The organism is Nonomuraea longispora, assembly GCF_004348345.1.
Lineage (GTDB): Bacteria > Actinomycetota > Actinomycetes > Streptosporangiales > Streptosporangiaceae > Nonomuraea > Nonomuraea longispora.
Genome location: NZ_SMJZ01000242.1, coordinates 1 through 12103, shown reverse-complemented (window position 1 = coordinate 12103; position 12103 = coordinate 1). Strand labels below are relative to the sequence as shown.

14 protein-coding genes are annotated in these 12103 nt (G+C 71.6%); 6 read left to right on the top strand and 8 right to left on the bottom strand.

The genetic code is table 11. From position 1 onward, the window contains the following. Positions 1–622, top strand: a 622-nt coding sequence (locus tag E1267_RS45000; protein WP_165960036.1) for a hypothetical protein, incomplete at its 5' end; no start/stop codon positions are given. Here the strand turns inward: E1267_RS45000 and E1267_RS38685 are convergent. Both E1267_RS38685 and E1267_RS38680 read right to left on the bottom strand, forming a co-directional pair. Next, a complete protein-coding gene (locus tag E1267_RS38685; RefSeq protein ID WP_132340446.1) occupies positions 592–1107 on the bottom strand; it encodes a (2Fe-2S)-binding protein in 516 nt (171 codons plus the stop codon). The two genes, E1267_RS45000 and E1267_RS38685, sit on opposite strands and share 31 nt — an antisense overlap. Then, positions 1104–1973, bottom strand: a complete 870-nt coding sequence (locus tag E1267_RS38680; RefSeq protein ID WP_165960035.1) for an FAD binding domain-containing protein — start codon at positions 1971–1973, stop codon at positions 1104–1106. The genes E1267_RS38685 and E1267_RS38680 overlap by 4 nt, the downstream gene beginning before the upstream one ends. Before the next feature lie 74 nt (positions 1974–2047). Here E1267_RS38680 and E1267_RS38675 point away from each other — a divergent pair, with 74 nt between their 5' ends. Next, the gene (locus E1267_RS38675; RefSeq protein WP_132340442.1) at positions 2048–4318 is read left to right on the top strand and encodes a xanthine dehydrogenase family protein molybdopterin-binding subunit; all 2271 of its coding nucleotides are present in this window, start codon (positions 2048–2050) and stop codon (positions 4316–4318) included. A gap of 195 nt (positions 4319–4513) precedes the next feature. Here the strand turns inward: E1267_RS38675 and E1267_RS38670 are convergent, their stop codons facing one another. Then, entirely contained in the window at positions 4514–4864 is a 351-nt protein-coding gene (locus E1267_RS38670; RefSeq protein ID WP_132340440.1) for a DoxX family protein, read from the bottom strand. A 136-nt stretch (positions 4865–5000) separates the two neighbouring features. Here E1267_RS38670 and E1267_RS38665 point away from each other — a divergent pair, with 136 nt between their 5' ends. The 3 genes from E1267_RS38665 (at position 5001) to E1267_RS38655 (ending at position 6849) form a co-directional block, all read left to right on the top strand. Next, on the top strand, positions 5001–5651 hold the full coding sequence (locus tag E1267_RS38665) for a dihydrofolate reductase family protein (protein WP_220449884.1): 651 nt from the start codon (positions 5001–5003) through the stop codon (positions 5649–5651). A 178-nt stretch (positions 5652–5829) separates the two neighbouring features. Beyond that, complete coding sequence (locus E1267_RS38660; protein ID WP_132340438.1) at positions 5830–6018, top strand: hypothetical protein; 189 nt, start codon at positions 5830–5832, stop codon at positions 6016–6018. 276 nt (positions 6019–6294) lie between these two features. Then, positions 6295–6849 carry a DUF1062 domain-containing protein gene (locus tag E1267_RS38655; RefSeq protein ID WP_246064534.1) on the top strand — a complete coding sequence of 185 codons (555 nt, stop codon included), beginning with the start codon at positions 6295–6297 and terminating at the stop codon, positions 6847–6849. 67 nt (positions 6850–6916) lie between these two features. Here the strand turns inward: E1267_RS38655 and E1267_RS38650 are convergent, their stop codons facing one another. The 5 genes from E1267_RS38650 to E1267_RS38630 all read right to left on the bottom strand — a co-directional run bounded on the left by E1267_RS38650 (position 6917) and on the right by E1267_RS38630 (position 10812). Further along, the gene (locus E1267_RS38650; protein ID WP_132340434.1) at positions 6917–7219 is read right to left on the bottom strand and encodes a hypothetical protein; all 303 of its coding nucleotides are present in this window, start codon (positions 7217–7219) and stop codon (positions 6917–6919) included. Positions 7220–7481: 262 nt separating this feature from the next. Continuing rightward, a complete protein-coding gene (locus E1267_RS38645; protein ID WP_132340432.1) occupies positions 7482–8639 on the bottom strand; it encodes an RNA polymerase sigma factor in 1158 nt (385 codons plus the stop codon). A gap of 2 nt (positions 8640–8641) precedes the next feature. Then, positions 8642–8980 carry a YciI family protein gene (locus E1267_RS38640; protein ID WP_132340430.1) on the bottom strand — a complete coding sequence of 113 codons (339 nt, stop codon included), beginning with the start codon at positions 8978–8980 and terminating at the stop codon, positions 8642–8644. Between the two features lie 100 nt (positions 8981–9080). Continuing rightward, entirely contained in the window at positions 9081–10154 is a 1074-nt protein-coding gene (locus E1267_RS38635) for a TetR/AcrR family transcriptional regulator (protein ID WP_132340428.1), read from the bottom strand. Positions 10155–10233: 79 nt separating this feature from the next. Next, positions 10234–10812: a TetR family transcriptional regulator gene (locus E1267_RS38630; RefSeq protein WP_132340426.1), complete on the bottom strand. Its 579-nt coding sequence runs from the start codon at positions 10810–10812 to the stop codon at positions 10234–10236. A gap of 201 nt (positions 10813–11013) precedes the next feature. Here E1267_RS38630 and E1267_RS38625 point away from each other — a divergent pair, with 201 nt between their 5' ends. After that, complete coding sequence (locus E1267_RS38625; protein WP_246064536.1) at positions 11014–12051, top strand: NAD(P)-dependent alcohol dehydrogenase; 1038 nt, start codon at positions 11014–11016, stop codon at positions 12049–12051. Positions 12052–12103: the final 52 nt, after the last annotated feature.

The following is a 12103-nucleotide window of genomic DNA, read 5'->3' as shown; positions in this document are numbered from 1 at the left end:
GGCGACGGGGGCGGCCGTGGCGGCGCTGGCGGGGGCCGCGGCGACGGTCGTGCCGCTGACCGGGGCCGTGACGGCGTGGCGGAGCGAACCGGCCGCGGGCGTCACGGCGAGTTTCGCGCCGGACGTCGAACTGCCCCGGACGCTGGGGACCAGGCACGGGCCCGTGTCACTGATCTCCGGCCAGACCTACCGGACAGTGGGCGAGCGGGTACGGATCACGTTCCGCCCCACCAGCGTGCACACCGGGATCGCGCTCCGGTGCGCGGACCCGAAGGCGTGGGTCCTCATCCGCGACGTGAAGGGCTCGTGGAACGACCTCACCCCGTGCGTACGCCTGGGTCAGGGCCTCCAGGCCCAGTACGACGAGAGCTCGGTGACACCGGACTGGCTACGGGCACCGCAGAGCCTGGAGGTCTGGGTGTTCCCCGCCGACGCGCCGATCGGATCGCCCACGCTGGCGGACAAATGTGCCCTGGCCGACCGACGGGCGGGCACGTGCGACGGTCCGTGGGACCGCGAGGCGATCACCGCGATGCCGGAGCGGCTCGCGGCCGAGACCGGCCCCCGGCGGGGGCTCTGGTCGATCGCGATCTATGACGCGGACCCGCCCTCCGGCTCGTGAACGGCCGCGGCGCCGTCCCCGCGCAGCGCCGCCGCCGCGCGGGCGGCGGCGCGGCGGATGCCCGCATAACCGGTGCAGCGGCAGAGGTTGGAGGCGAGGATCTCGTTCAGCCGCCGCTCGTCGTGGTCCAGGTCCGGCTCCTCGGCCAGTGCCCCGGCCAGCAGCATGAGGAACCCTGGCGTGCAGAACCCGCACTGCAGGGCGTGCTCGGCGGCGAACGCCTCCTGCAGCGGATGCGGCCCGTCCTCGCCAGCCAGGCCCTCGACCGTACGGATGTCGGCGCCGCCGGCCTGCACGGCCAGGACCAGGCAGGACCGGACGGCGGTGCCGTCGACCAGCACGGTGCACGAGCCGCAGACCCCGTGCTCGCAGCCGAGCGTCGTCCCGGTCAGCCCGAGCCGGTCGCGCAGCGCGTCGGCGAGGCTGGTGCGCGGCTCGACGTCGAGCCGGTGGGTGCCGCCGTTGACGGTGAGCTGGACGTTCATGGTGCTCCCGCGGTCTCGACGGCTCGGGTGAGGCAACGCCGCACGAGGGTGGCCAGCGCGTGCCTGCGGTAGGCGGCCGGCGCGTGCGGCTCGTCGGGCGGGTCGGCCTCGGCGGCGGCCCGTGCCGCGGCCTGCGCGAGCAGGTCCGGCTGCGGCGGCTCCCCCGTGATGAGGCGTTCCGCCTCGACGGCGCGCAAGGGGACGTCGGCGGCGTTGGCCAGCCCGACGCGCACCCAGTCGACGCGGCCCTCGGAGACGCGCAGCATGACGAGGGCGGCGGCGAGCGCGAAGCTGCCGTGCGTGCGGCGGTGCTCGGCGAAGGCCGCGACTGCCCCGGCCGGCGGGCGCGGCAGCCGTACGCCGGTGACCAGTTCCTCCGGCAGGCAGGCGGTGGCGAACGGGCCGCGGAACCACGAGGCGGCGGGCACCCTGCGCGGGCCGGACGGGCCGTCCAGCTCGATTCCCGCGTCGAGCGCCATGGCCAGCGCGCACCACTCGGACGCCGGATGCGCCCAGGCCAGGCTGCCGGCGAAGGTGCCGCGCGCGCGGACGGGCGGATGGGCGACGTACGGCGCGACCTGGCGGAACAGGCCGGCCAGCGGGTCGTCGAAGCGGGCGCGCTCCAGCTGTGCGTGCCGGACGAGCGCGCCGACGTGCACGGAGCCGTCGTCGACCGTGATGTCCGACAGTCCCGGGATGCGGTTGACGTCGACCACGAGGGCCGGGCGGGCGGTCCGGTAGCGCAGCTCGATGAGCAGGCTCTGCCCTCCCGCGAGCACGCGGCTGTGCGGCCCGCGCTCGGCCAGCACGGCCACCGCCTCCGGCACGGAAGCGGGCGCTACGTAGTCGAATTGCGGCGGTTTCATGTCCCTCATCCTGGGCATCCGATATCCACGTTGGTACCGAACGCGGGGGTGTCCAAACATTGCGGTACATCGGGATGCCGCTCGCTCGGCGCGAGGACCACGACCTGCTCACCGGGCGTGCCCGCAGGGTCGCCGACCTGGACCTGCCCGGCACCCTGGAGCTCGCCTTCACCCGCAGCCCGGTACCGCACGCGCTGGTCCGCGGTGTCGACGTCGCCGCCGCGCTGAAGGAGGAAGGGGTGGCCGGCGCATGGTCCGCCGCCGATCTGCCCTACCTCTCCGCCCGTGCCCTGCCCGGCGCCGAGGACTCGCCGCCGTGGCCGCTGCTCGCCACCGGGCGCGTCCGCTACCCGGGCGAGGCGCTGGCCGTGACCGCCGCAACCACGCGCGCCCGGGCCGAGGACGCCGCGGAGGCCGTACGGCTCGACCTCGAACCGCTGCCCGCCGTCTACGACCCGATGACCGCCCAGGCGGCGCCCCCGCTCTACGACGGGCGCGGCAACGTGGTCGCCGAACGCACCTTCGGCGAGCCGGCCGACGACGTGTTCGCCACCGCGCCCGTGGTCGTCGAGGCCGCCTACCGCGAGCAGCTCCTGCTGCCCACGTCCCTGGAGCCGAGGGCCGTCCTGGCCGCCCCCGGCGAGGACGGCGGGCTCACCGTGTGGGTCTCCCACCAGGCCCAGCACCGCCTGCGCGACTCGCTCGCCGAACTGCTCGGCCTGGACAGAGAGCGGATCAGGGTCGTCGTCCCGGCCACCGGCGGCGCGTTCGGCGCCAAGAGCCAGACCTACCCCGAGTACGTCGTCGCCGCCCTGCTCGCGATCCGGCTCGGCCGGCCCGTGCGCTGGTGCGAGGACCGCGCCGAGGCGATGCTGGCCGGCCCGCGCGGCCGCGGCCAGGACCAGCGCGTACGGCTCGCGGCCGACGCCGACGGCACCTTCCTCGCCTACGAGCTGCTGATCGACGCCGGCGTCGGCGCCTACCCGCACACCGGGGCCTTCGTCCCCATGATGACGGGGGCGATGAGCACCGGTGCCTACCGTACGCCGCGGGTGCACACGCGGGTCCGGTGCGTGGCCACCACCTCCGCACCGACCGCGTCCTACCGCGGCGCGGGCCGCCCTGAGGCCGCGTACGCGCTCGAACGCACCGTGGACCGGCTCGCCAGGCGGCTCGGCATGGACCCCGCCGAGCTGCGCCGCCGCAACTTCATCCGCCCCGGCCAGTTCCCCTACCTCACGCCGACGGGACGCACCTACGACTCGGGCGACTACGCCGCCACGCTGGAGCGCGCGCTGACCGCCGCCGGTTACGACGACGTCCGCGCCGAACAGGCCAGGCGCCGCCAGGAGGGCGGAGCGCCGATAGGCGTGGGCATCGCCACGTTCGTCGAGCGCTCGGGAGGGCCGCCGGACAGTGAGGAGTTCGGCAGCGTGGAGGCCTGCGCGGACGGCACGTTCATCGCCCGCGTCGGGTCCACGTCCACCGGGCAGGGCCACTTGACCGCGTTCGCGCAGGTCGTGGCCTCGGTGCTGGACGTGGACGTCGATCTGGTCCGCGTCGCGGAAGGCGACACCGGCGAGGTGCCCCACGGGTTCGCCACCTTCGGCAGCCGTTCCATGCAGGTGGGTGGGGCGGCGCTGTGGCGGGCCGCCGAGTCGCTGGTCGCCGCGGCGCGCCGCCGGTGCGCGGGACTGCTCCGCCTGCAGGAGGACGACGTCACCTACGCGCGGGGCCGGCTGCTGGCCGGTGAGCCGCCCGGCCCGGGAACAGAGGGCGAGCCGGGCACCGGCGTCGACGCGGGGCCGATCACCGGGCTCGCACTCGGCGAGCTGGTCGCCCGTACCGGGCCGCTGCGCGCCGACGAGATCCTCGCCCCGCCGCAGGCCTTCCCGTACGGCGCGCACGTGGCCGTCGTCGAGATCGACCCGGATCTCGGGACGGTCGGCGTGCTCAAACTGGTCGCCGCGGACGACTACGGGGTGGTCGTCAACCCCATGATCGTCGACGGCCAGGGCCATGGCTCGATCGCCCAGGGCCTCGGGCAGGCACTCCACGAGCAGGCGGTCATCGGCGCCGACGGCATGCCGTACGCGCGCACCCTGCTGGACTACCTGCTGCCCACCGCCGCCGACATGCCGCCGGTCACCCTGCTGGAGACCGTCACGCCCAACCCCAACACGCCGCTGGGGGCCAAGGGCGCGGGCGAGGCCGGCTGCATCGGCATTCCGCCCGCCGTGGTCAACGCCGTGTGCGACGCCCTCGACGTCGAGCACGTCGACATGCCGCTGACACCCGCCGCGGTGTGGGCGGCGGCCGCCGCCCGGCACGGCTCGCCGGCGTGATAGTGGCGCTGCTCCTGGTGGCCGGGTTCATCGGGGGCGGCGCTTGCGCTCGGGTGGTCGCTGACCCAGCTCGTCAGTTCCTCGGCGGCCCTTCGACGCTCGACTCGGCGCGGTACGTGCTGTTCGGATTCGCGCTCATCTGCGCGATCGTTTCCTCACCGCGCGCGGCGAACCGTTCGCCCAGCGCCGCGCCCGTCAGCGCGCGAGGGCGAGGATGAGCGAGGCGACGGCCAGAGCCAGGTAACCGCCCGGAATCGCGATCTTGACGTACTCCTGGGCGCGTACGTGCACGACGACGGCACCTGTGAAGAACAGGACGAGCCCGGCGGCGGCCGAGACGCCGACGAACGGCACCCCCAGCAGTCCGAGCAGCAGCCCCGCGGCTCCGGCGGCCTTGAGCGCGCCGAGCGGGGGCAACCAGGAGAGCGGGATGCCGAGTGCGGCCGAATTGGCGAGGACGAATCCGGCCTTCATGAAGTCCGCCGTCGCCGCCCACACGTTGGCGGCGATCGTGAGAACGGTGACGGTGGCGTAGGCGGTGAACACTGGATCTCTCCGCAGGGCAGGTCGTACGTGAGTTTCCAGGCTGGTCCAGCCCTGTTTGCGGCGTCCAATACCTGCATCCATAACCTGACGGCATGGACCGGATGGCGGCGGAAGGCGACCTGAAGCGGATCGTAAGGTGCTCCCTCCAGGATGGTGGTCATGGCAGGAGGACGCGCTGAGCGGCTCTCCCGGCCACGACCGGCACCACGCGTACTGGCAGCAGGAGGAACCCGGAATGCGCAAGATCATCTGCTCGACCTACATCTCCCTCGACGGCGTCATCGAGGACCCGGCGTGGACGATGCCGTACTTCGACGACGAGGCCTCCGCGTTCGCCGGCGAGCAGACGGACTCGGCCGACGCGCTGCTGATGGGGCGCCGCACCTACGAGGGCTTCGCCGCCGCCTGGCCCAACCAGGACGAAAGCGACCCGAGCACCGGGGCGGCCTACTTCAACAACGTCAAGAAGTACGTCGCCTCCACCACCCTCACCGGCCCGGAGTGGAAGAACAGCGAGGTGCTGCAGGGCGACCTCGTCGAAGCCGTCACCAGGCTCAAGGCCCAGGAGGGCAGGGACATCCTGATGTACGGCTACGGCACCGTCACCCACACCCTGGTCAAGGCGGGCCTGGTCGACGAGGTGCGGTTCTGGATCACCCCCGTGTTCGTGGGAGGCCCGAGCATCTCCTCGCCCCTGGACGACGTCGCGACCACGCTCACCCTGGCCGGCACCAAGGTGATGAAGAGCGGCGTCATCATCGCGACGTACACGCCGGCCGCCCAGTAGGGGCCACGGCGGCCTCGGACTCGAAATGGGTGCGGACGAGTGTCTCACGCGCTTCGCGCACGGTTGACGACGTGGTCACGATAGGCCTCCCGGCAAACCTGGTGCGGGGCGCGTCAGTAACACGACGGAGTATTGATCTTGGCGTGGCGCCGAACTGCGGTCCGCACCGCCGGCTCCCATGGATGCGCGGCCGGCCGCGGTCGTGACCGACCTCGTCCTGGTGTCGCGCTGGATCGCCGGCGCGCTGCTGCTGGGCCTCGTCCTGGCCGCGGAGCGGCGGCCTCTGTCATCGGTGGGCCTGCACGCCCCTCGTGGGCGGGACGTCCTTGCCACCGTCGGGCCGGCCGCGGCCCGTGGCGGTGTCTGACGCGTCCCCCTCGACGAGTGAGCCGCACCGGAAATCAGTTGTGCCTTCCTTTCGCGGTCCTGTACGTTGCCCGCCGACCCGCGTCGCGAACAACAGAGGACAGAACCGCGTGACCCCGCCTGCTCTTCAGACCTGACACCTTTTCTCGCTCACTTCTAGCCGGCCTTCTCGCCGGCTCCGCCGGGCTGCCCGCGTGCGCCCGGTCATACAGCGCTTGAGGCCGCGCGCAATCGGCCTCGTGTCAGGTCTAGAGAGATCATGTCTTCACAACCTCATATGGTGCTGCCCTGGGTCGTGCGTCGGACCAGGCTGCCTCTGCTGTCGTTGCGGTGCGTGGACTGCCGGTCGGAGTCGGCCACCACCGGCGAGGGCACCTTCCGCGTCAACGCCAACGGCAAGCTGCTGGACGTGTGGCTGCTGGTCCGCTGCGTGTCGTGCGATCGTACGAGCAAGCTCACCGTGCACGAGCGGGCGCCGGTCAGGGCCCTCGATCCGGTCGAGCTCGACGGCTACCACGCGAACGATCCGGAACTGGTGGCGTCCAGGCTGCTGGATCCGCTGCTCGCCCGGCGCAACCGCTTCACCCTGGACTGGGCGGGAGCCTGGCGGCTGCACACCCCGTCGGAATCAATCGAGGAGGCGTGGCCGGTCCAGGTGCAGGTCGTCTTCGAGGATCCGGTGCCGGTGCGCCCTGAGCGGCTCATCGCACAGGGGCTCGGCCTCAGCAGGAACGAGGTGCTGCGCCGGGTCAAGTGCGAGATTCCGCTGCGCCGTACGACGAGTGCCGGGTTCGCCTTCACCGTGATGCCCGGAAGGCCACCGGAGATGTAGCCGCGGGTCGGTCGGCCTGCTCCGCAGGAGGAGGCCGACCGACCGGGGTGCCGTGCCGCGGGTGCCGTCACTGCCAGAGCATCTCCAGGCCCAGCACGATCGCGCACAACACGGCCACAGACCCGGGAACGGCCACGAACGCCACGTGGATCGGGCTGTTCTCGTCCGGCAGGAAAAGGTCCACCCATCCCAAGGCCAGAGCGAGCGCCGTGGAGATCCCGCCGAGCCGTGAGGTCCATCCGAACACCTGCACATGCCACGGGTCCGAGGCGGCCGTTTCCCGCGACCGTACGTCGATGCTGAAGAAGATCAGCAGGACCGCGAGGAACGAGATCAGGCTGACCATGTCGGCTGATGGCATCGGGCGCATGACGCGGACCATAACCCAAGGTCAGCGCCCACTTCTCCGGCTGCGGGGCGTGTCTCAGGTGGTCGTTCGCGGCGCGGCGATGCGCTGGGCGGCGTGGACCAGTCGCAGGGCGTCGACCTCAACACCCTGACCATCAGGCCGCTCGGACAGCCCGTCTGACCCATGCACGCCGTTACGGTCGCCGCGATCAGACCGCCTCGCCGCACGCGACGCAGGGGTTCATGCCGGTACAGCCGACCGGAACCCCGGTGCCGAGCCCGGGTCAGAGTTGCTGGAGCCTGCGCCTCAGAAAACGTCGCTCGGGGATGGAGGTCGCGAGTTCGAGGGCGCGGTGGTAGGCGGTGCTCGCTTCGGCGTCGCGGCCGAGCCGCCGCAGCAGCTCGCCTCGGGTGGAGTGGAAGTACAGGTAACCGTCCAGGTCGAGCCGGTCGACGGCGCGCAGCGCCGCGGCGGGGTCGCCGGCCTGGGCGATCGCCACGGCGTGGTTGAGCTCGACCACCGGCGAGCCGGTCAGGTCGGCAAGCCGCCGGTACATCACGGCGACCTGCGGCCAGTCGATGCGCTCGTGGGTCTGCAGCGAGGCGATCACGGCCTGCACGACGTAGGCGCCGCGCCCGCCGAGCGCGAGCGCCCGGTCGAGGACCGCCCGTCCCGCCGTGATCTGGCGCATGTCCCACAGCGACCTGTCCTGGTCGTCGAGCAGGACGAGGTCGTCGCCGGAGAAGCGGGCCCGCCGCCGGGCGTGGTGGATGAGCATCAGTGCGAGCAGCCCGTGCACTTCGGGCTCCTCCGGCATGAGCAAGGCGAGTACGTGTCCGAGTCGGATGGCTTCGGCGCCGAGGTCGATCCGGCCGCGGTAGCCCTCGTTGTAGATCAGGTAGATGACGGCGAGCACCGCGTCGACGCGCTCAGGCAGCAGATGGGCGCCGGGGACGGCGAAGGGGATCCCGGTCGCCTTGATCTTGTTCTTGGCGCGGGTCAGCCGGCGTTTCATGGTCTCCTCCGAGACCAGGAAGGCCCGGGCGATCTCGGCGGTCCGCAGCCCTCCGAGAGTCCGTAGCGTGAGCGCCACCTGCCCGTCCAGCGGCAGCGCCGGATGGCAGCAGGTGAAGATCAGTTCAAGCCGTTCGTCCTTGATGCGTGTGTCGTCGAACTCTTCGATGATTTCCTCCTGTGCCGGCAGCAGGTGGAGCTTGCCGGCCAGGGTGCGCTCCCGGCGGATGCGGTCGATCGCCCGGTTGCGGGCCGCCGTCACCAGCCATGCGACCGGATTGTCCGGCACACCCGACGTGGGCCAGCGCTGCGCCGCGATCGTGAACGCCTCCTGGGCGGCTTCCTCTGCGCGATCGACGTCTCCCAGGAACCCGACCAGCGAGGCCAGCACCCGGCCCCACTGCTCCCTGAACACCTCCTCCAGCATGGTCAGAATCGCATCACCGGCCTGACCTCCACCGTGCCGCCGAATCTGGCCGCCGGGATCCGCGCCGCCAGTTCGATCGCCTCGTCCAGATCGGCGGCCTCGACCAGACAGAAGCCACCGAGCACCTCCTTGGTGTCGGCGAACGGCCCGTCGGTCATCAGCGTCCGGCCGCCGGCCACCCGCACGCAGGTCGCCGTCTCCGCGGATTGCAACTGCGCGGCGCTGACACACCGCTCGTCCTGCGCGAACGCGAAATACTCCGCGTACGCCGCCTCCCGCTCCGCGTCCGACAGCGTCTCCATGTAGCCGGGCTCGCCGTAGATCATCAGTGCGTACTGCATCACTACCTCCGAGGCAATGGGCTCTCACCCGAATGACGAACGAGCACCCGCGCAAGGGACACCATCGGCATTCTTCTCATGGCAGCACGAGGAACTCCGGTCATCCGGCGCGGTCCGAACGCGCCGCCGACGCCACGGCGTACGCGGCGCCGCGCCCCTGGGCTCGGGCGACGATCGTGCCGGCCTCGACGCGTACCGCGCCCTCGGTGACCTCGCCCGCCACGGGGACGGCGGCGGCCGTCGCGAGGGCGGCCCGCTCGTCGAGCACGACGCGCGGGCGGGGCCGGTCGTCCGGCGCGAACACGCGGCGCAGGCACCCGCCGAGGTCACCGATCCTGAGCCGGACGAGCCGCCCCAGCTCGGCCGGATCGTCCGTGACCACCGCCACGGTGACCCGGTCGCCCGGCCGGGTGGCGCGGACGGCCTCCTCGGCGGCGTCGAGCCGGCCGGTGCCGAGGAACGCGATCACGCCGTCGCCGTCGAACCCCGGCAGGTGGCCGGTGACCAGGTCCGGCAGCTGCGCGGGCGTGTCCCAGGGGTCCTGGGCGCGCTGGGCGGCGGCGACGAAGGGCAGGTGCGGCGGGCCCCACGTGTCGGCGAGGTCGAGGTGGGCCAGGTGCCCGCAGGCGCGCACCACGTCGAACGGGTCACCGAACCCGGGAGCCGTGCCCGCGAGATGGCCGGCGCCGTTCAGCAGCGTGAGGACGAGCTCGGCCAGGCGCACCTGCCTCGTAGGCCCCGGCGCGCGTGACTCCAGGCAGAGCGCGAGCAGAAGGGCTTCCAGCTTGGTGACCTGCGCCAGCGCGGTACGGCCTGGCTCGTCGCCGAACACGCCGTCCAGCGAGCGGGCCTGCAGGCTCCCCCCGGCGGGCGTGTCGCCGGACCATGGCAGCCGTTCGAGCCAGACCCGGGCGAAGGCGGCCGCCGCCTCGTCGAGGTCAGGGGACGAGGCCGCCTCACCCACGTGCTCGACGGAGTCGACCAGAACCGCCAGGTAGAGGGCGCGCTTGCTCGGGAAGTTGGAGTAGACCGCGCCACGGGTCAGCTCGGCCCGCTCCGCGATCCGGTCGACCTTGGCGTCTGCGTATCCGTGCTCGGCGAACTCCTCCCTCGCCGCGGCCAGCACAGCGGCACGCGTACGCTCCTGCTGCTGCGCCCGGGTCAGCCTGGCCATCGGGAGCCCTCCGCTCGCGTCATGCGGCGTAAGATACAACATCCCCTTGGTTCGCCGGCCGGGCGTACGGCGGCGGCGTCTACAGCGGCAGCCCTGACTCCAGGTGTTCGAGCGCCCGGTCGATCTCGGCGGGCCCGTCCAGCCCGGGATCGTGCGCCCACTGGAGCCAGAGCAGGGTCACGACCCCGAACACCGCGCCCACGGCGTTGCGCAGCCGGGGATCGCCCGCGTCGCACCCGGTCTTGCCGGCCAGGATCTCGTAGGTCTGCCGCAGCACGCCTGGGCTCTTGCGCAGGTTGGCGGCCACCAGTTCGGGCACGGTCGCGGCGAACACCTCCCGCTCGTGCCCCGCGGCGATCTCCTCGGGCGTCATCGTGTCGAAGGCCGTACGGAAGGCGCCCCGCAGCACGGTGACCGGCGGGCCCGGCGGCTGGACGTGAAGAGCCTCGATGAACGGCGGGAACCCGTCGAGGGTGACCAAATCCTCCTTCGTCGGGAAATAGCGGAAGAAGGTGGCGGGCGAGACCTCGGCGGCCTCGGCGATCTGATCGATGGTGGTGGCGTTGTAGCCGCGCTCGCGGAAAAGCCTGAACGCCTCGCGCAGGATCGTCTCCTTGGTCCTGGCCTTCTTGCGTTCGCGCAGCCCGCCGTTGCCCATGGCCGCACTTTACTCGGCTCGCCCTCCATCGGGCGACGTGGCCGGTCGAGGCGATTCCTGGGCGACATCTCCCACGACAGTTCACGGGGAATGGGCGCACGTTAAACGCCAGGTTCGAGAGGGTAGAGCTGGACATGTCCGTGGCGTTCTCGGCGACGTCGGACACGGGGGACGTTCGGGGGCACGATGCAAGCGTTCGTGATGAAGGAGATCGGGCAGGTCGGTCTGGTGGGCAAGCCGGTTCCGCGGCCTGGTCCCCTGGATGCCGTCGTACGGACGACCGCGGCTCTGATCTGTACGTCGGATTCCCACACCGTCAGGGGCGGTATCGGGCCGCGGGAGGGGCTGACGCTGGGTCATGAGGGCGTCGGCGTGGTGCACGAGGTGGGTGGCGGGGTCACGGCTTTCCAGCCGGGCGACCGCGTTTTGGTAGGGGCCGTCACTCCCGATTGGGGCGATCTCGCCTCCCAGAACGGTTACCCGTCGCAGTCGGGCGGGCCGCTGGGGGGGTTCAAGTTCGCCAATTCGAAGGACGGGGTCTTCGCCGAGTACTTCCACGTCAACGAGGCCGACGCCAACTTGGCGAAGATTCCCGACGGTGTCCCCGACGAGGTGGCGGTTTACTGCGCTGACATGCTTTCGACCGGGTTCATGGGCGCGGAGAACGGCAACATCCCGATCGGTGGGACGGTGGCCGTGCTCGCTCAGGGTCCGGTGGGTCTTATGGCCACCGCGGGTGCCAAGCTGCGCGGCGCGGGCCTGGTTATCGGGGTCGAGTCGGTGCCGAGCCGGCAGAAGCTCGCTCGCGACTATGGTGCCGACGAGATCGTGGACTTCACGAGTGAGGATGTCGTGGAGCGTGTTCTCGACCTGACCCGCGGGCAGGGTGTGGACACCGCCATCGAAGCTCTCGGCGCGGATGCCACCTTCCAGACGGCTGTAAAGATCACTAAACCGGGCGGGGTGGTGTCCAACACCGGTTATTACGGAGAAGGGGAGTTCGTGCGTATCCCGCGGGTCGAGTGGGGGGTCGGGATGGCCGATAAGACGATCAGGACTGGCCTGTGTCCCGGTGGCAGGCTGCGCATGGAACGGCTGCTGCGCATTGTGCAGGGTAAGCGGCTCGATCCCACGCTCATGACCACCCACACGTTCCGCTTCGAGGAGATGGAGCGTGCTTTCGAGGTCTCGGACAAGAAGCTCGATGACGTGGTGAAAGTGCTGATCATGTTTGCGTGACGGTAGCTGATCAGCGTCCGGTGACGGGCGGTGGTGACGTCCGTTGTTCAGG